We start from the raw sequence: 17,777 nt of genomic DNA on the forward strand, positions 1-17,777 counted from the left end.
AGTCATCACATGCACAACGGCCCGCCAAATGGCGGGCCGTTGTTTACAGCATCAGCACGGACCGATCAGTCCTGGCGGCTGGTGACTTCCAGCAGGTGATAACCGAACTGGGTTTTCACCGGGCCTTGTACGGTATTGACCGGGGCGCTGAAGACGACGCTGTCGAATTCCTTGACCATCTGGCCCGGGCCGAACGAACCCAGGTCACCGCCTTGACGGCTGGACGGGCAGCTGGAGTTGGCTTTGGCGACTTCTGCGAAATCAGCGCCGCCTTCGATCTGGGTCTTGAGTTCGTTGCACTTGTCTTCAGTGGAAACGAGGATGTGGCGGGCGGTGGCTTTGGCCATGGGAAATAACTCCTTAAGTGAAAAACGGTGAGCCTACCGGATTCAGGCGGTTATTTCCCGGCAAAGTTCCACCGGCTTGCCTGACCGGGTGAGGAACGGCCTGGCATGCGCGATTCAGGCCAGAACGATGTAGTCGTTCTGCTGGACGATGGGGGCGTGCGGGCCCTTGACCAGATGGATATAGCGGCCGTCCACCAGGTCGATGGGCAGGCAGTCGTCGATGTCCATGACCGCGTCGGTGTGGGCCTGGGACCAGTGGCGCAACATCCGCTGCTTGCCCATGCTCATCGCTTCGCGCTTGTCGCGCGCGACCAGCAACAGGTAGTGATGGGCCTCGCCAAAGCTGTCGGCCTCATAACCGCCGAGGTTGATGAAATACAAGTGCGGTGCATCGGCGTGCGGCGCCAGTTGGCTGAATTCGACCTTCCAGCCGTCGACACCATCGACCGCCATCCACGAATCGATGTGCACGCCCTTGGGGCTGCCAAACCAGGCGTCGCGCAATTGCGGGTAGGTGGCTTGCAGCGTATCCGCCACGGCAAACGCCACATCGTGTACTTCGATCCGGGCCCTGGGATGCTTGCCCCCGAGCATGACAACAAACAGCATTGCGAGTGATTCCTGGCGAATGAGCAAAGGCCAACCATACTGCGATTGAACCCTTTTGTCCGGTCAATGCCACACTGTTAATTCGCCAATTCATCAGGAGGTTGTCATGCGCACCATCGATCTGGCCGGCGTTCCCGTCCCTGTCATCGGGCAGGGCACCTGGCGCATGGGCGAAGACCCGAACCGGCGCCGCGCCGAAGTTGGCGCATTGCAACTGGGCATCGACGAGGGCCTGACCCTGATCGACACCGCCGAAATGTATGGCGAAGGCGGTGCGGAAGAGGTGGTCGGCGAGGCTATAAAGGGCAGGCGCGACCAGGTATTCCTGGTGAGCAAGGTCTATCCGCATAATGCCAGCCGCACGGGCGTGCCCCGCGCTTGCGAAGCGAGCCTTCAGCGCCTGGGCACGGACTACATCGATCTGTACCTGCTGCACTGGCGCGGCCAGTACCCTCTTGAAGAAACGGTCGAAGCGTTCGAGCGTTTGCGCGAAGCGGGCAAGATCGGCCGTTGGGGTGTTTCCAATTTTGATGTGGCAGACCTGCAGGAACTGGCATCCCCCGTGTGTGCAACCAACCAGGTGCTCTACAACATTGAAGAGCGTGGCATTGAATTCGACCTGCTGCCGTGGTGGCAACAGCACCATTTGCCACTGATGGCTTACTGCCCTGTTGCCCAGGGCGGTGCGCTGTTGGCGAGCCCGACGCTCAAGCAGATCGCCCATCGTCATGAGGCCACTCCCGCGCAAGTCGCGCTCGCCTGGGTCTTGCGTCAGGACGGCGTGATCGCCATCCCCAAGGCCGTGACACCCGAACACATACGGCAAAACGCCGCCGCTGCGAAGCTGATATTGGACGAGCATGACCTGGACGCGATTGATCGCGTGTTTGGCGCGCCCAAGCGCAAGCACCCGCTGGCGATGGTGTAATGTCGGCAGGAACGGTGCCTTCCCTGGACCGTTCCCGCCTGCGCCGCAGTTAGCCGGCCACCGGACTGCGCCAGTCATCCGCGCCTGACGTGCCGGCTACTTCATGGGTCCAGACGATCTTGCGATAGCTGAAATACACGTCCTCCAGATGGGTGAAATGGGCGTTGTCCGGGTCCTGGCAATTGGGCATGCGCGACTGGATGTCCACAATCGTCGCGCCTTCCAGCTCAACGGTGAAGTAGTGCTCCTGGGTGCCTGCCGATGAGGTACGAAACCATTCCAGCCGGCATGACACCTCTTCCCCCGAGGTCAATGCGCTGAAAAGCAGGGGCGAGGACTTGTCGAAAACCTTGCTGATCATCAGCGGTTTGTGCACGCGCTGGCCGGTGGGCTGGCCCGATTGCGGATCGCGGGGAATGATCACCTGGTGCGCAAACGCCTGCACCAGGATCTGATCCTCATGGCCTTCCTGATAAATGTTCCCTACCGAGTCCTGGGTGAATGTACCTGCGGTAATCAAACCTTGTTTGACGCCGGTGATGGAGAGGTACGCGGGTGTTGGCATGACGGGTGTCCTTGTCTGATTGAGTAGGTGTTCCCGAACGGCGAGGTTGCCGGGCGGGCAAATGCCTATAACAAAAAGCGTGCCTGAAAGTGCGGGGGTCAATGAAATCAAGACGATAGAGTTGTAGGGTTTAATAGGTGGGAATGTAATGGTTTTTTTTGCAGTGTATTTTGTATTTAAGTTGCACGTAAGTGCGCAGCTAATTGCTCATGGTGATAAATGAGTGATTAAGCGCATATGGGGAGGGTTGGAGGTTTTTTCAGTTTATTAAGTGTGCAAAACATTGCGCAGGCTATGATTTTAGAGGCCTGTAGGAAATTCCTTAAGTCCCGATCTGCGGCTTGCTGGTTGTTTTTAGGGTGGCTAAGGTTCGTTCACTTCGTTGCGTTTTGAACGCAGGTCACGCGGAACTCTGGTACGTATTTTCTTGCGGTATCAAGTTTGCCTATTCAGCCTTATTAGTTGTGTGCGGCCCAAAATGGTTCATTCAGAAAAGCTCTGCGCTTATTACCAGGAACTCGCACGTACCCCTTGTTCGCCAGGGAACTTCGCCGGCAACGACGTGCGTTTTTCGAGTGAGTTTGAAGCCGTGGAAGCCGAGGTCGCCAGGACACAATCGATACATGGCGCGAGCCTGCCGGATTGGCAGCAGGTCTGCGAAATCAGCGAGCGCCTGCTGCGTGAGCAATCCAAGGATCTGCGCGTCGCTGTGTGGCTCACCTGGGCACTGCATCAGCGTGATTCATTTGCCGGGTTGCTGGCCGGCCTGGTTTTGCTGGTTTATCTCTGTGAGCATCACTGGGTGCAGGTTTATCCCACCAAGCCACGCACCCGCGTTGCCGCGTTGGGTTGGCTGGTGGCGCGCCTTGACCCGCTCTTTTCGCAAAACCTGTCGCTTGTCGACCAGTTGCCCATATTCCGGGCGTTGCATGACCACCTCGTGCGCCTTGATGAGCTATTGAACGAGTACCTGGGTGGCGACGCCCCGTTGTTGTTGCCGAGCCGGCGCCAACTGGCGCAGCGTCTGGCGCGCGCCACGCAAGGTGAAGTGAAGCCGGCGGGCATCGCGGGCGTCGTTGCCCAGGTCAGGCAGGCGAGCATGCGACCGCTCAAGCCTGAACCGTCCATCAGCAACGAAAAGGATGCCCACAAAGCGTTGCGCGCCTTACAGGAGCAGGGCCATACGTTATGTACCTGGTGGTTGCGCCAGAATGCCACCGACCTGCGGGCCCTGCGTCTGGGACGCACTCTGGCCTGGCTGAGCCTCGTCAACTATCCCGATGCCAACAGTGAGGGGTTGACGGCATTGCGCCCGCTGGCTCCCGACAAGCTTAAACGTTACCAGGATCGTCTCAACCACGGCCATCACGCCGAGCTGTTGCTTGAACTCGAGGCCAGTCTGGCGGGCGCATTGTTCTGGTTCGATGGGCTGCGCATGGTCTGGGAGTGCCTTGACGCCTTGCATGCGAGCCAGGCAATGGCCGAGCTGGAAATGAGTTTCGCGCTGTTATTGCAACGTTTGCCGAACCTGCCTGAATTGCGCTTCGACGACGGTACGCCGTTTGCGGCCCCGGCGACCTGTGAGTGGATCAGGCTCCACGTGATGTGCCATCTGCACAAACCCGAGCCTTTCAATGCTGTCGCCGATGTCGGCAGCGAACCTTGGGAAGCCGCCTTGCAGGCGGTCATGCCGAGTTTGCGCCAGGACGGGCTCAAGGCAGCAGTGGGCGTGCTCAAGCAAGGTTTGCAGAACGCGTGCGGTGAACGCGCATGTTTTCACTGGCGGCTGGCGCTGGCCAGGTTGTGTGTGGGGGCGGGCAAGCCGGACTTGGGCAGGATCCAGCTGGAACAGCTTGACCTCGAATTACAGCGCGCGGGCCTGGATCGCTGGGAGCCGGAACTGGCCCTGCACGTCAGTCGGCTGTTGTACCGCTGCTATGACCTGTTGCCACAAAGCCATGCCGTGCGCGAAAGCAAGGACGCCACGCACCGCCGGTTGTGCCAGTTCGATCTGGAAGCGGTACTCGAATAAAAATCATCAAAAGGAGAAACATCATGGCCAAAGACGGTTCGGTAGCACCCAAGGAACGTATCAATATCACCTTCAAACCCGCCGTCGGCGGTGCTCAGGAGGAGGTCGAGCTGCCGTTGAAACTGTTGGTGCTGGGGGATTTTTCACAACGCGAGGACCCGCGCAAGCTTGAGGACCGCAAGCCTATCGGAATCGACAGGAGCAGCTTCGACGAGGTGCTGGCCAAACAGGCCCTGAACCTGACGTTGAGCGTGCCCAATCGCCTTCAGGAAGAAGCTGACGTTGAAGATCTGGCGATTCAGGTCCGTATCAACTCGATGAAGGATTTCAACCCCGCCAACCTGGTCGAGCAAATACCGCAGTTGCAAAAGCTGATGGTGCTGCGAGAGGCATTGGTAGCGCTCAAGGGGCCGCTGGGCAACACCCCGAGCTTTCGTAAAGCCATTGAGCAGGCGCTGGCCGACGACGACTCCCGTACTCGGGTGCTGGCCGAGTTGGGGCTGAGCAGCGCCGATGCCGAACCCATTCAGTAAAAGGACACTGACACCATGACGACTACCCAGTACACCCCGAAGCCCCTGCCAAAAGCCACCGCCGAGTGCAGCATTCTCGACAGCATCATTGCCCAGACGCTGCTGAATGCCGATGACGAGGCGTACAGCATTGCCAAGCGGGGTGTGGCGGCGTTTATCGAAGAGCTGGTCAAGCCCCACAACCGCGAAGAACCGGTCAAGAAACGTCTGGTCGACCGGATGATCGCCGAGATCGATGCCAAGCTCAGCCGGCAAATGGATGAGATTCTGCACCACCCGGACTTTCAGGCACTGGAGGCGGCCTGGCGAGGCTTGCAACTGCTGGTCGAGCGCACCAACTTCCGTGAGAACATCAAGATAGAAGTGCTGAATGTCTCGCGGCAGGACCTGTTGGACGATTTCGAGGATTCCCCGGAAATTACCCAGTCGGGGCTCTACAAGCACATCTACAGTGCCGAATACGGCCAGTTTGGCGGGCAGCCGGTAGGGGCGATCATCGCCAACTATTTCCTGTCGCCCAGTGCGCCTGATGTAAAACTCATGCAATACGTGGCCGGTGTTGCCGGTATGGCCCACGCCCCGTTCATTGCGGCGGCCGGGCCAGGCTTCTTTGGCCTGGAAAGCTTTACCGGCCTGCCTGACCTCAAGGACCTCAGGGATCATTTCGAAGGCCCGCAGTTTGCCAAGTGGCAGAGCTTTCGCCAGAGCGAAGATGCACGCTACATCGGCCTCACGGTACCGCGTTTCTTGTTGCGCACGCCGTACGACCCCCTTGAATGCCCGGTCAAAACCTTTGCCTACCAGGAAACTGTGGTCAACAGCCACGAGCACTACCTGTGGGGCAATACGGCTTATGCCTTCGCTACGCGCCTGACCGACAGCTTCGCGCGCTTTCGCTGGTGCCCGAATATCATCGGCCCTCAGAGCGGTGGGGCGGTCGAGGACCTGCCGTTGCATCACTTCCAGAGCATGGGTGAGATTGAAACCAAGATTCCTACCGAGGTACTGGTTTCAGACCGGCGCGAATATGAGTTGGCGCAGGAAGGGTTCATCGCCCTGACCATGCGCAAGGGCAGTGACAACGCGGCCTTCTTCTCCGCCAGTTCCGTGCAGAAGCCCAAGACGTTCGGCATCAGTGAAGAGGGCAAGGCAGCCGAACTGAACTACCGGCTCGGCACCCAGTTGCCTTACATGATGGTGGTCAATCGTCTGGCCCATTACCTCAAGGTTCTGCAGCGTGAACAATTGGGCTCGTGGAAGGAACGGACCGACCTGGAGTTGGAGCTCAACAAGTGGATTCGCCAATACGTGGCGGATCAGGAAAATCCCAGTGCGCAAGTGCGCGGGCGGCGTCCATTGCGCGCAGCGCGCATTGTCGTCAGTGATGTCGAGGGTGACCCGGGCTGGTACCGCGTCAGTTTGAGCGTACGGCCGCATTTCAAGTACATGGGCGCGGATTTCACCTTGTCCCTTGTCGGCAAGCTCGACAAAGAATGAGACGAGGCCAGGGAATGCGCCACCACAACAGCCTTTTTGAGCGTCTTGAGCCCGACGCGCCCGCCAGCATGTGCCGCGTGACGTCCGTCGCCACGCACTTGACGAAAATGCTCAGCACCCGTGCAGGCAGCGTGCAGACGCTGCCGGATTACGGCTTGCCTGATCTCAATGACATGCGGCTCAGCCTGCATGAGTCGCTGACCCAGTCGCGCTTGCTGATCGAGCGCTTCATCCAGGCCTACGAACCACGACTGGTGGAGGTGCGCGTCAGGGTGCTGCCCCGCACGCATGAAACGTTGGCATTGGCATTTGCCATTGATGCCGGGCTGCTCATTGAAGGTGGCACCCAACCTGTTGTGTTTCATGCGCGCCTGACGGATGCAGGGCAGGTGGAGGTCTGCGCAGATGGCCTTTAACCACTATTTTCAAAGCGAACTCAGTGCCCTGCGGCAACTTGGGCGGCGCTTTTCAGAGCGCAATCCGGCCCTGGCACCGTTTCTCGCCGAGGCCGGTCAGGACCCGGATGTGGAGCGATTGCTGGAGGGCTTTGCATTTCTGACCGCGCGCCTGCGTCAGAAGCTGGATGACGAGCTGCCCGAATTGACGCATTCCTTGATGCATCTGTTATGGCCCAACTACATGCGGCCAATGCCAGCCCTGAGCATCCTGCAGTTCGACCCGTTGAAATGTGCCGGCCCCAGCGTTCGAGTGGTACGGGATACCGCGGTGGAAAGCCTGCCCATCAAAGGTGAACGTTGCCGTTTCAGAACCTGCTATGCCACCGAGGTCATGGCGTTGCAACTTCGGAGCCTGGATTACACCTGCCAGGGGGCAGTGGACTGGCTGGACCTGCGCCTGGCCCTGAGCGCAGAGGGCAATTTCAGTGCGTTGGCATTCGATTCGTTGCGCCTGCACCTGGCTGGAGACCGTCATGTCAGCCAAGGCCTGTACCTCGGCTTATTGCGCCATCTGGACGGTATTCATCTGCACCTGCTGGACCAGAACGGTTTGCCGGTCAAGGGCGTCGATGATCAGCCTGCGACGCTACGGCTCAGCGCCAGCCAGGTCCGGCCGGTGGGTTTTGCACAGGAACACGCACTGATTCCTTACCCGCAAAACACCTTCTGTGGTTATCGCCACCTGCAGGAATATTTCACGTTCCCCGAAAAGTACTTGTTTGTCGATATCGAAGGGTTGGCTGCGCTCCATCGGTTTCCCCAGGAGGTGCTCAAGCAGGCACACGCCATGGTGCTGCGCTTCGAGCTGCGCGGGCAGGGCCGTGCGCTTGCGCGTCCCACACTGGACAACGTGAAGCTGTACTGCACGCCTGTCGTCAACCTGTTCAATCAGGATGCGATACCCATTCGGCTGGACGGAAAACAGGATGAGTACCTTCTGTTGCCGGGGGAATACTCCCCGGGGAACGCCGCTGTGTTTTCGGTTGACCGTGTTACCGGCTGGCGCCCCGGTGGCTTGGGGTATCAGACGTACGTGCCCTTTGAATCGTTCGAGCATGACGGTGCTCTGCAGACTACGGGCGCGATCCCCAGCTTCAGTATCCGTCAACGGCCTTCGGTACAGCATGACGGGCTGGCCACCTGGATAGGGTTTGGCGGACGCCGCGAGGAGGGCCCGGAAACCCTGTCGATCGAGCTGACGTGCACCAATGCCGGACTGCCGCGCCAGTTACGGGCCGGTGAAATCAACCAGCCCGGCGAGCACACCCCTGAGTCCTTGACGTTTCGCAATATCACCGCGCCAACCGCCAGTTTTGCGCCGCCGCTGGACCAGGATTATCTGTGGAAGCTGATCAGCAACATGTCGCTCAATTATCTCTCACTGACCGATATCAACGCGCTGAAGGTGATTCTCGAAGCCTACGATTTGCCTCGCTATCACGATCGCCAGGCGATGAGCGTCAGTCGCAAGAAATTGGGCGCGCTGCGCGCCATCCAGCATGAAGCGGTTGACCGCTTGCACCGTGGCCTGCCGATTCGCGGATTGCGGGTGGACCTGACGGTGGACCCCATGGGGTTTGCCGGCCAAGGCGACCTGTTCGTGTTCGCTTCGGTCCTCAATCAGTTTTTTGCGCTGTACGCCAGCCTCAATTCCTATCACGAGTTGCGAGTTATCAGCACACAAGGAGACGTGTATCTATGGCCGTTCCAGATGGGGCAGCAACCCCTGCTTTGACCGAGCTTTGCCGTGTCATCCGCGAATACACGCTATTCCAGGCGGTGGTGCAGGTGGTTGCATGTTTAAGCCGGGCTCATCCACGGCTGGATGAGGATGCGCTGTACGACCTGCTGGAATTCCAGGCCAATCCAGGCCTGGGGTTTGCGGGACACGATATTGACCGTGTGGAGTTTTTTACGGAGCACGGGACCTTGCGGGCGCGCCTGCGCATCAATGTGCTCGGGTTGTTCGGCGCGGGTTCACCCTTGCCTGCGTTTTATGCTGAGCAGGCATTTGCGGAGCGGACAGGTGGCAATCCCACGCGGGATTTTCTCGATATGTTCCACCACCGACTGCACCGTTTGATGTTACCGATCTGGCGAAAATACCGTTACCGGGCCTGTTTTCAACAGGGTGCCAGTGATGCGTTTTCACAGCAGATGTTTGCGCTGATCGGCCTCGGCAGTCAGGCGATCCGGAACGCCTCGCGTCTCGATTGCAAGCGCTTGCTGCCTTACCTTGGGCTTCTGAGTCTGCGAACGCACTCGGCTGCGCTGATCGAGACCGTGCTGCGGTACTACTTCAAGCATGCCCCGGTGTTCATCGAACAATGGGTCGAGCGCAGGGTGGATCTCGCGCAGTCGCAGCGCAATGACTTGGGCCGCGCCAACTGTGCGCTTGGTCAGGACCTTGTGCTGGGACGCCGGATCGCTGACCGCAGCGGCAAATTCAGGGTGCATATCACTGCGTTGGATTGGCAGCGTTTTCACGATTTTCTCCCCACGGGAACGGCGTATGCCCCGGCGTGTTCGCTGGTGCGTCTGACCGCGCCGGACGCGCTGCAATTTGACCTGCGCCTGGTGCTGGCGCCCGACGAAATCCGGGCGCTGCACATCGGCGCGAACAATGTGTGCCGCCTGGGTTGGACCAGTTGGCTGGAACATGAGCGAGCAGAGGGTGCGATCACGCTCGCCGGGCATTTTCATTAAGGATTGATGCGCATGATTAATGTTGACCTGCAACAACTGATCCGTACCTTGACGGACCAGACCCGCCGGGACCTGACGCGTGCTGCCGAGCGCTGCATGACCAGAGGCGGTCATGAAGTATTGGTGGAGGATCTGCTCCTGGCCTTGCTCGAGCATCCCGCTGGGTTGATGGCCAAGGCATTGTCCGATGCCGACGTTCCCATGGGTGAACTGCAAGCAGCCTTACAGCCCAGGAGTGAGCAGAGCGCTACACGCAACCCGGTGTTAGCCCGGGCCCTGGTGCTGTGGTTACAACAAGCGGTGATGGTTGCGCACGTGGAGTTGGGTCAACGTTTTGTCGATCATGGTGCGCTCTTGCTGGCACTTTTACAGCATCCGCTGGAGCACGCCGGCAGCAGGTATTACGCTGTGCTCAGCCGACTGGACAGCACCAGACTGCGTGATTTCCTGAAGAGCCAGCCCTGCGAGAATCAGCCGATTGCCAACGAGTCGCTGTTGCAGCGCTTTACCCATGACCTCACCCGACAGGCCCGTGAGGGCCGGATAGACCCCGTGCTGTGTCGCGAGCGTGAAATACGTCAGCTGATCGATATTCTGCTGCGGCGGCGCAAGAACAACCCGATTCTGGTGGGGGAGGCTGGGGTAGGGAAAACGGCGATCGTCGAAGGGCTTGCGTTGCAGGTCGTTGCTTTGCAGGTACCCGATGCCCTTAAAGCGGTTCGCGTGCTGACCCTCGATATGGGCTTGCTGCAAGCGGGGGCCAGCCTCAAAGGGGAATTCGAGCGGCGCCTCAAAGGGGTGATTGATGAAGTGAACGCATCACCGGAGCCGGTGATCCTGTTTATCGACGAAGCCCATACCCTGATTGGCGCTGGCAGCCAGCCGGGAGGCCTGGACGCGGCCAACCTGCTCAAGCCGGCGCTGGCTCGCGGCGCACTGCGTACGATTGCCGCCACCACCTGGTCGGAATACAAGCGGTACATCGAAAAGGACCCGGCCTTGGCGCGACGCTTCCAGCCGGTACTGGTCGAGGAGCCTGGTGTCGAACAGGCAGTATCGATTCTGCGGGGGCTGGTACCTGCCTATGAAGCGAGTCATGGCGTGTACGTGCGTGATGATGCGGTGGTGGCGGCCGCTCGCATGAGCGCACGCTATCTTGCAGGCCGCCAGCTGCCGGACAAGGCAGTGGACGTGCTGGACACCGCCTGTGCCAGTGTGCGTGCGCGTCAGGCCATGCCGCCGCAGGCATTGCAGGCGCTACGCGCCGAACTGATCGAGGGCCAGCGGCAGGCGCGGGCGCTGGAGCGAGACGCCGAGCTCGGTTTGCCCGTGGATGCCCATTCCTTGCAGGCGTTGAAGCTGCGCCTGGAAACCCTCGAGCACGAGCGCCTGACACTGGAGCGGGACTGGCTTGAGCGGGGTGGGCAAGCGTTGGTGAAACCCGAGGTATGCCCGCGTGGCGTTGCCCAGGTCATCAGCGCGTGGACCGGTATTCCCATTGAGCAACTGGCCCTCGAACCGAACGAAAAAGTCCTGGGTTTTGCCGAAGCCTTGCGCGCCCGCGTGCTAGGTCAGGAGCACGCAGTGCAGGCCCTGGATCGTGCCTTGCGCGCGGCCGCCGCAGGGCTTGAGAAGGTCGATGCACCTGTCGGGGTGTTTCTACTGGTGGGGCCAAGCGGTGTCGGCAAGACCGAAACGGCACTGGCGCTGGCCGATCTCTTGTACGGCGGTGAGCAGTTCGTCACCACGATCAACATGTCGGAATACCAGGAGCAGCACGCGCTTTCCCGATTGATCGGTGCGCCACCGGGTTATGTCGGTTATGGCGAGGGTGGGGTATTGACCCAAGCCGTACGCCAGCGTCCCTATTCGGTGGTCCTGCTCGACGAGGTGGAGAAAGCCGACCCGCAGGTGCTGAACCTGTTTTACCAGGTCTTCGACAAAGGCCGCGCCAATGATGGCGAGGGGCGGGAAATCGACTTTCGCAACACCGTGCTGCTGATGACTTCCAACCTGGCAAGCGACTGTATCAACGCGCTTTGCGCAGGCGGTCAACGACCTGACCCCCAGGTGCTGCAAGACGCGATTTACCCGGTACTGCGGGCCCACTTCAAGCCCGCATTGCTCGCCCGCATGCGTGTCGTACCGTATTACCCGATCGGGGAGAAGGTACTGCACGAGGTGGTCGCACTCAAACTTGCGAGCCTTGGCCAGCGGCTGTACCAGCGCCAACTGGCGTTCACCTGGTCTGATGAGTTGGTTGCGCACATGACCGAGCGTTGCGCCGACAGCGACAGCGGTGCGCGGTACATCGACCAGTGGATCGAGCGGCATTTATTACCGCAGATGGTGGATGGCCTGCTCGGCGCCATGGCCGTGGACGCGCCGGTTGCCTCGGTGCATGCCCGATTGGATGGCAACGGTCTGCCTGTCTGTGAGTTCAGCCAATGACGGGAGGAAGCCTTGAGCAACTGCCTGACCCGCTTGCCCATGCCAGCGCCTTGCTCGACTGTTTCACGCGAATAGGCCTGGACACTGACGTCGCTTCATTGCCCGGTGCGTGCGTTTCAGCTTCGGCACACATAAGCCACTGTGAACTCAGCCAGCTGTACCGGCTTGATGAAGCGACTGGTCGGCTTGATCTGATCGCCCAGCACCTGACCACGACGCCTGTGCTGGCGGTTGCGGCTGCGGGTATCGATCTGCAACAGGTGGCTTTGCTGCGCGACACAGTGGACCACGGCGCCGCCATCAGTGTGGATGATGTGCAAAGCAGCCCCTACGACACGGCTTTTTTGCCAGCGCTCGCGTCACCGTGGCGCACCCTGTTGAGTGTACCGCTGTTCAACCGCCTCAACGCGGTCACTGGCGTGCTGCTATGCGCCGCTCAACGCCCGGCCGCGTTACGAGGTTACGCGTGCTCGCTGGGCCAGTTCGGCAGCTTCGCCTTGCACCAATTGGCCCTGCTGCGCAGTCTGCGGTGGGTGCCGGCTGTTGCACCGCAAGGACGCGAAGTCCCGGCGACCGTTACCTATGGCCTGATTGGCAGCAGCGCAGCGATGGTGCAAACCTGCCAATTGATCAGCAAGGTGCTGCATACCCCTTATACCGTCCTGCTGCGCGGAGAAACCGGCACCGGCAAAGAAGTGGTGGCTCGGGCCATCCACTTGGCGGGGCCGCGTGCGGCCAAGGCGTTCGTGGTGCAGAACTGCGCGGCGTTCCCGGAAGGCTTGTTGGAGAGTGAGCTGTTCGGCTACCGGAAAGGCGCGTTCACCGGTGCCGAGCGCAATTATGCCGGGCTGTTCGACGCCGCCCATGGCGGCACCTTGCTGCTGGATGAAATCGGCGATATGCCGCTGTCCCTGCAAGCGAAGCTGTTGCGGGTATTGCAGGAAGGCGAGATTCGCCCGTTGGGTGCCAGTGCCGCGCATAAGGTTGATGTGCGCATCATCGCGGCCACTCACCGCGACCTGGCGGCCATGGTCGCCGAAGGCAGTTTTCGCGAAGACCTTTATTACCGGCTTGCCCAGTTCCCCATCCGGTTGCCCGCCTTGCGCGAGCGGGACGGAGATGTGCTGCAACTGGCACGGCATTTCGCCGACAAGGCGTGCGCAAGCCTGGGGAGGACGCCTGTGCAATGGTCCAACATCGCCCTTGATCAACTCTCGAGTCATTCCTTTCCCGGCAACGTGCGTGAGCTCAAGTGCCTGGTGGAGCGAGCCGTTCTGTTGTGTGACGACAACGTGATTCTGCCGGTACACCTGTCGCTGCCCCAGGCGTCGGTAGCGAACTCCGCTGATGATGTAACGCTGCGCCAGCGCATGGAGCGGGTAGAGCGGGTGTTCCTGCTCGATTGCCTGCACAAGAATCGCGGCAACCGCACCCGTACGGCGCGTGAGCTGGGTGTTGCACGGCGCACGCTGCTGTACCGACTTGCGCGCTTGAACATTGCCTGCGGCGATGCCAGTGGGGAGCGTTGAATGGTGCACCTGAAGATTGTCCGGATCAGCGCCGCCGCCACCGATAGGCATCGACGCGCCTTTTCAACGAGGAGAAACCTGATGCTTGATCGTCCCTGGCACCTTGTCGTGCTTGTGGTGTGTCTGCTCGGCGGTTGTAACGCCAACTATGTATTCGATGACGCCCAATACCGGCCTTTGGGTGAGCCTCAGGCGGTGATCCGTGGGCGCTGAACAGAGGAGGGAGCCTGACCATGCAACTGATGCTTGAAGTATGTGAGGCCGCAGGCGCCAGTCCTGCGTGCACGGTGCGCAAGGTGTTTGACGGCGTGGGCGGCGTGATTGGCCGTGGCTCCGGCTGTGACTGGGTAATCCACGATCCCAGCCGCTTGCTCTCCAGCCACCATGCCCTGGTGGGCTGTCGGGAAGGACGTTACTTCCTCACCGATATCAGCAGCAACGGTATCGGCATGCCAGGCAGTGGCGAACGACTGCGCAAGGGGCAGGCGCGATTGATCGAGGATGGCGACGTGTTCGAGCTGGGAGCGCTGTCGGTACGCGCCCGGTTGATGGAACCCGCTCAGCCCTTCGATGAGCAGCCGGTCATCACGGGTGTACCGATTCCCGATGATGCTTTCCTGGCGCTGGACCCATTGCAGGCGCTGGACCTTGAGCACCTGCGGCTTAGCGTCTCGGATGAACTGCTGGCGTTGAGCGCGGGCGTCGGCGAGCTCGGAGCATGGGCGGATCGGCATGCCGCCGACCGCGAGCATGTGGCAATACCACGCCGGGTCGAGCCCGTCACAGCGATACCTGTGGTTGAGCCGGTCGCGATGGCAGCGTTGTCCGACGACGCCTTCTGGATAGCGTTCGCGGCGGCGCTGGGGTTTGACCTGGGCAGGCTTGACAGCGCCGCCCGAGAGGCGCTGGCGATCAAGGTGGCGCGCTTGTTTCGGCTTGAGGTGGAACGGCTGCAAAGCAGCCTGCGCACCTGTGAAGCATTGCAAGGCGAACTGGCAACGCTGCCTGCCGACGTGTTGGGCACCGCCCGGAACCCCTTGCACAGTTGTGTCGATACCGACGCGGCCGTGACCGCGATATTGGACATGGCGGCGGCAGCCCCGCTGTCTGGCGAACAGGCTATAACCCAGGCGCATCGGGCGCTTCAAGCGCATCAGGTCGCGTTGCTGAGCGCCTGCCGAAGTGCGCTGCGTAACGCGCGAAGCGCTTTCGCGCCAGGCCATTTACTGGAGTGCACCGAATTTCAGGACGCAACTCCCCGATGGTGTTCCGACGGTGCGCGCTGGCGGGCATACCTGCGTCACTACCGGCGCACGGCAGCGGATGAGCGGTTTGACGAGCGACCGCTGGGCAGCGACTTCGTCAGGGCCTATGAGGAACAGGTGCGCCTGATCTCAACCCTGCACAGCGATTATCCAGGATGACGTTCATGTCTCGAGCCACCCTCATATCTGCGTTGCTCATGCTCGGCCTGTTGACTGGCTGCAGCGCCCTATCGCCTTTCTCGACGTTGACCAAACTGGACCTGGTACTGACCGCCAATGAGCACCTCAACCCGGACCTTCATGGTCGACCTTCGCCGGTCGTGCTGCAGCTGATTGAACTGCGCCATGGCGCTGCCTTTGAGAACGCCGACTTCTTCAGCCTGTATGACAACGCCGAGCAGGTATTGCCAAAGGATTGGGTGAGCAGTGAGGAAGTTGAACTGCGCCCGGGCGATCGACTGGTACTCAAGTTGAGGATCGAACCAGGCAGTCATTTTGTGGGCGTGCTGGCGGCCTATCGAGACTTGCCGCACGTTCAATGGCGGCTGCTCGTTCCGCTCACCGCCCAGCAACTGAACCGGGCCGAACTGGTGCTGGACCAGGACGGAATACGGCTGGCCGACCCGCGTTCCGACAAGGAGGTGCAGTGACATGCACGTACATAAAGTCATCTGGCAGGAAGGCATGCTGTTGCGGCCACAGCACTTGCAGCACAACGACCGTCATTACCAGCAACAGCTCAACCAGACGCGTTTGCTGGGCCCTGATGCCTGGGGGTTCCTCACGCTGGAGCTCGATGTGCAGTACCTCAACCTCGGCAAGCTGGTGGTCACTCAGGCCAGCGGTGTGTTGCCGGACGGCACCCTGTTCGTCCACGGTGCCGCCATGGAACCCCTGGTATTACAGGTGCCCGCCAACGCCGGGGAACAGGCCGTTTACCTGGCGCTATTGCTGGCGACCGACAATCAGATTGAAGCCCGTCAACCGGAGCAGGTCGATGTCATGGCGCGCTACCTCAGTTGTGAAGTGGAGGTAGGCGATTCGAATGCCGGGACCGACTCTCGTTGCCGGATTCAGTGCGCGCGGCCTGATTTGCGTCTCCTGCTGGGTGAGCAGCACAGGGAGCAGGGTTTCGTCACGCTCAAGGTCGCACAGGTGCTGGAGTCTACCGATGTGGGCGGCGTGCGCCTGGACGCGGCGTTCGTCCCTACATTCATTTTTATGCAGGACCGCGGGTATGTAGCCTCTTGTCTCAAGGAGGTGATCGGCTTGCTTGCATCGCGAGGGGATGCCATCGCGACCCGGATCAAGGGGGAGGGCACCGCCGCCGGCACACAGGTCGGCGATTTTCTGATGCTGCAAGTCATCAATCGTACCGAGCTTGCGCTGCGCCATTGCTTGAGCCAAGCCCGGGTTCGCCCTGAGGCGGTATTCCGCGCACTGCTGGCGCTGCTCGGCGAGTTATCGACGTTTGCCAGCGATAGCAGGCGCGCCGAGCTGGATGTGCATTACCGGCACGCTGACCAGGGGGCGAGCTTTCGTGGGCTGATGGAGGCTGTCCGTGGGGTGCTGTCGGTCGTGCTGGAACAACACTCTGTCGAGTTGACGCTGCAACAGCGCCAGTACGGCGTATTGGTTTGCCCGATAAGCGACTTGAAATTGCTGGAAACTGCGACGTTCATTCTGGCGGCCACCGCGCAGTCTGATTCGGAGCAATTGCGCCAACGCCTGCCAGCGCATCTGAAAGTCGGCCCCGTTGAGCGCATACGCGAACTGGTCAACCTGCACCTTGCGGGTATCAAGGTCAAGCCATTGCCCGTAGCGCCGCGCCAGATCCCGTTTCATGCCGGCAAGACTTATTTCATGCTGGATATGACTGCCCGCGACATCGCGCAACTGCAGCAGTCGGGTGGGTTCGCTTTCCATGTGGGGGGCGAGTTTTCCGCACTTGAGCTGACCTTCTGGGCCATCAGGAATTGAATGCCATGGACAGTGAATATTTTCAGGATGAAAAAACCGTCCTGCTCGACCGCGACGGCCATGGGCCCGCACAAGGCTCGCTTACGCAGTTCCCCTCACCGCCACGCTACGAGCAGTTGCAGGATCGGATGATCTACGCGAGCCAGGCGTTGGGCGCACACCGCTTCACAACAACGCTCAATCCGCTGGTAGTCGCAGCTTGGGAGGTATTGTCGCAAGTGGTCCAGCTCAAGGACTGCTCCGGTCGTGAAAACCTCGTCACGATCAACGATCGATTGTCATCAGCGGTGACTCAGTTCGAAACCCGCGCCTTGCAGGAAAGCGTTGAAAACACTCAGGTCATGTCGGCGCGCTACGTATTGTGCAGCCTGATCGATGAAGCAGTCGTCACCACGGCGTGGGGTGCTCGAAGCGACTGGTCGAAGATGAGCCTGTTGAGCCGCTTTCACCACGAGACGTTTGGCGGCGAGAAGGTCTTCCAGTTGCTCGAACGCCTGGCGCGAGACCCGGTAAAACACGTGGCGATGCTGGAGCTGGTGTACCTGTGCCTGGCCCTGGGGTTTGAAGGAAAGTTTCGAGTGATGGAGCGGGGGATGCTGCATCTCGAGGCCGTTCGCGATGGCCTGTATCGACAGATCCGGCAGGTGCGTGGCAACCCATCGTCGGCGCCGGTTTTACCGGTCGGGCAGGCGCATGCGCGGCGCAAGCGCATACGCGTCATGCCTGCCCGCTGGCTTGTTGCCTTAACGCTGTGCTGCTTGCTCGCGATGTACGCGGGGTTCTCCTGGGTGTTGGCGCGAGAAAGAGCGAGCGCGCTGCAGAATCTTCAACTTTCGGCGTCGCAGCTTACCCGGACGCCCTTGTAAAACGCAGGGAG

General features: G+C 60.5%; 17 protein-coding genes. 14 read left to right on the forward strand and 3 right to left on the reverse strand.

Annotated elements, in window-relative coordinates:
- Nucleotides 1-65 precede the first annotated feature (65 nt).
- Together TU82_RS05440 and TU82_RS05445 are read right to left on the reverse strand one after the other, a co-directional pair.
- Nucleotides 66-347, reverse strand: a complete 282-nt coding sequence (locus tag TU82_RS05440) for a peptidylprolyl isomerase (protein ID WP_057722107.1) — start codon at nucleotides 345-347, stop codon at nucleotides 66-68.
- Nucleotides 348-461: 114 nt separating this feature from the next.
- Nucleotides 462-956: a DUF1543 domain-containing protein gene (locus TU82_RS05445; protein ID WP_057722108.1), complete on the reverse strand. Its 495-nt coding sequence runs from the start codon at nucleotides 954-956 to the stop codon at nucleotides 462-464.
- A 106-nt stretch (nucleotides 957-1,062) separates the two neighbouring features.
- Between TU82_RS05445 and TU82_RS05450 the strand changes: the two genes are divergently transcribed.
- On the forward strand, nucleotides 1,063-1,884 hold the full coding sequence (locus TU82_RS05450) for an aldo/keto reductase (protein ID WP_057722109.1): 822 nt from the start codon (nucleotides 1,063-1,065) through the stop codon (nucleotides 1,882-1,884).
- Between the two features lie 49 nt (nucleotides 1,885-1,933).
- Here the strand turns inward: TU82_RS05450 and TU82_RS05455 are convergent, their stop codons facing one another.
- Complete coding sequence (locus TU82_RS05455) at nucleotides 1,934-2,449, reverse strand: Hcp family type VI secretion system effector (RefSeq protein ID WP_057722110.1); 516 nt, start codon at nucleotides 2,447-2,449, stop codon at nucleotides 1,934-1,936.
- A gap of 478 nt (nucleotides 2,450-2,927) precedes the next feature.
- Between TU82_RS05455 and tssA the strand changes: the two genes are divergently transcribed.
- The 13 genes from tssA (at nucleotide 2,928) to icmH (ending at nucleotide 17,766) form a co-directional block, all read left to right on the forward strand.
- Nucleotides 2,928-4,481, forward strand: a complete 1,554-nt coding sequence (gene tssA / locus TU82_RS05460; protein WP_057722111.1) for a type VI secretion system protein TssA — start codon at nucleotides 2,928-2,930, stop codon at nucleotides 4,479-4,481.
- A 23-nt stretch (nucleotides 4,482-4,504) separates the two neighbouring features.
- Complete coding sequence (tssB, locus tag TU82_RS05465; protein WP_057722112.1) at nucleotides 4,505-5,014, forward strand: type VI secretion system contractile sheath small subunit; 510 nt, start codon at nucleotides 4,505-4,507, stop codon at nucleotides 5,012-5,014.
- Between the two features lie 15 nt (nucleotides 5,015-5,029).
- A complete protein-coding gene (tssC, locus tag TU82_RS05470) occupies nucleotides 5,030-6,511 on the forward strand; it encodes a type VI secretion system contractile sheath large subunit (RefSeq protein WP_057722113.1) in 1,482 nt (493 codons plus the stop codon).
- 14 nt (nucleotides 6,512-6,525) lie between these two features.
- On the forward strand, nucleotides 6,526-6,927 hold the full coding sequence (gene tssE / locus TU82_RS05475; protein WP_057722114.1) for a type VI secretion system baseplate subunit TssE: 402 nt from the start codon (nucleotides 6,526-6,528) through the stop codon (nucleotides 6,925-6,927).
- On the forward strand, nucleotides 6,917-8,704 hold the full coding sequence (gene tssF / locus TU82_RS05480) for a type VI secretion system baseplate subunit TssF (RefSeq protein WP_057722115.1): 1,788 nt from the start codon (nucleotides 6,917-6,919) through the stop codon (nucleotides 8,702-8,704). The genes tssE and tssF overlap by 11 nt, the downstream gene beginning before the upstream one ends.
- Complete coding sequence (gene tssG / locus TU82_RS05485; protein WP_057722116.1) at nucleotides 8,668-9,675, forward strand: type VI secretion system baseplate subunit TssG; 1,008 nt, start codon at nucleotides 8,668-8,670, stop codon at nucleotides 9,673-9,675. Before tssF ends, tssG begins: the two co-directional genes overlap by 37 nt.
- Before the next feature lie 12 nt (nucleotides 9,676-9,687).
- Nucleotides 9,688-12,126: an AAA family ATPase gene (locus TU82_RS05490; RefSeq protein ID WP_057722117.1), complete on the forward strand. Its 2,439-nt coding sequence runs from the start codon at nucleotides 9,688-9,690 to the stop codon at nucleotides 12,124-12,126.
- Nucleotides 12,123-13,655, forward strand: coding sequence for a sigma-54 interaction domain-containing protein (locus TU82_RS05495; protein ID WP_057722118.1), 1,533 nt, complete (start codon nucleotides 12,123-12,125; stop codon nucleotides 13,653-13,655). Before TU82_RS05490 ends, TU82_RS05495 begins: the two co-directional genes overlap by 4 nt.
- Before the next feature lie 81 nt (nucleotides 13,656-13,736).
- Nucleotides 13,737-13,868 (forward strand): hypothetical protein, encoded by a 132-nt coding sequence (locus tag TU82_RS05500; RefSeq protein ID WP_057722604.1) that lies wholly within the window; start codon nucleotides 13,737-13,739, stop codon nucleotides 13,866-13,868.
- A gap of 20 nt (nucleotides 13,869-13,888) precedes the next feature.
- Entirely contained in the window at nucleotides 13,889-15,079 is a 1,191-nt protein-coding gene (tagH, locus tag TU82_RS05505) for a type VI secretion system-associated FHA domain protein TagH (RefSeq protein ID WP_057722119.1), read from the forward strand.
- A gap of 5 nt (nucleotides 15,080-15,084) precedes the next feature.
- Nucleotides 15,085-15,570, forward strand: a complete 486-nt coding sequence (tssJ, locus tag TU82_RS05510) for a type VI secretion system lipoprotein TssJ (protein ID WP_057722120.1) — start codon at nucleotides 15,085-15,087, stop codon at nucleotides 15,568-15,570.
- 1 nt (nucleotide 15,571) lies between these two features.
- Nucleotides 15,572-16,900 carry a type VI secretion system baseplate subunit TssK gene (gene tssK / locus TU82_RS05515; RefSeq protein ID WP_057722121.1) on the forward strand — a complete coding sequence of 443 codons (1,329 nt, stop codon included), beginning with the start codon at nucleotides 15,572-15,574 and terminating at the stop codon, nucleotides 16,898-16,900.
- A 5-nt stretch (nucleotides 16,901-16,905) separates the two neighbouring features.
- A complete protein-coding gene (icmH, locus tag TU82_RS05520) occupies nucleotides 16,906-17,766 on the forward strand; it encodes a type IVB secretion system protein IcmH/DotU (RefSeq protein WP_057722122.1) in 861 nt (286 codons plus the stop codon).
- The last annotated feature ends 11 nt before the right edge of the window (nucleotides 17,767-17,777 follow it).

It is taken from the genome of Pseudomonas orientalis (genome assembly GCF_001439815.1).
Taxonomy (GTDB): domain Bacteria; phylum Pseudomonadota; class Gammaproteobacteria; order Pseudomonadales; family Pseudomonadaceae; genus Aquipseudomonas; species Aquipseudomonas orientalis.

Coding starts and splice junctions, on each gene's coding strand:
- TU82_RS05440 (WP_057722107.1), bottom strand. CDS start 347: ATGGCCAAAGCCACCGCCCGCCACATCCTCGTTTCCACTGAAGACAAG.
- TU82_RS05445 (WP_057722108.1), bottom strand. CDS start 956: ATGCTGTTTGTTGTCATGCTCGGGGGCAAGCATCCCAGGGCCCGGATC.
- TU82_RS05450 (WP_057722109.1), top strand. CDS start 1,063: ATGCGCACCATCGATCTGGCCGGCGTTCCCGTCCCTGTCATCGGGCAG.
- TU82_RS05455 (WP_057722110.1), bottom strand. CDS start 2,449: ATGCCAACACCCGCGTACCTCTCCATCACCGGCGTCAAACAAGGTTTG.
- tssA (WP_057722111.1), top strand. CDS start 2,928: ATGGTTCATTCAGAAAAGCTCTGCGCTTATTACCAGGAACTCGCACGT.
- tssB (WP_057722112.1), top strand. CDS start 4,505: ATGGCCAAAGACGGTTCGGTAGCACCCAAGGAACGTATCAATATCACC.
- tssC (WP_057722113.1), top strand. CDS start 5,030: ATGACGACTACCCAGTACACCCCGAAGCCCCTGCCAAAAGCCACCGCC.
- tssE (WP_057722114.1), top strand. CDS start 6,526: ATGCGCCACCACAACAGCCTTTTTGAGCGTCTTGAGCCCGACGCGCCC.
- tssF (WP_057722115.1), top strand. CDS start 6,917: ATGGCCTTTAACCACTATTTTCAAAGCGAACTCAGTGCCCTGCGGCAA.
- tssG (WP_057722116.1), top strand. CDS start 8,668: ATGGCCGTTCCAGATGGGGCAGCAACCCCTGCTTTGACCGAGCTTTGC.
- TU82_RS05490 (WP_057722117.1), top strand. CDS start 9,688: ATGATTAATGTTGACCTGCAACAACTGATCCGTACCTTGACGGACCAG.
- TU82_RS05495 (WP_057722118.1), top strand. CDS start 12,123: ATGACGGGAGGAAGCCTTGAGCAACTGCCTGACCCGCTTGCCCATGCC.
- TU82_RS05500 (WP_057722604.1), top strand. CDS start 13,737: ATGCTTGATCGTCCCTGGCACCTTGTCGTGCTTGTGGTGTGTCTGCTC.
- tagH (WP_057722119.1), top strand. CDS start 13,889: ATGCAACTGATGCTTGAAGTATGTGAGGCCGCAGGCGCCAGTCCTGCG.
- tssJ (WP_057722120.1), top strand. CDS start 15,085: ATGTCTCGAGCCACCCTCATATCTGCGTTGCTCATGCTCGGCCTGTTG.
- tssK (WP_057722121.1), top strand. CDS start 15,572: ATGCACGTACATAAAGTCATCTGGCAGGAAGGCATGCTGTTGCGGCCA.
- icmH (WP_057722122.1), top strand. CDS start 16,906: ATGGACAGTGAATATTTTCAGGATGAAAAAACCGTCCTGCTCGACCGC.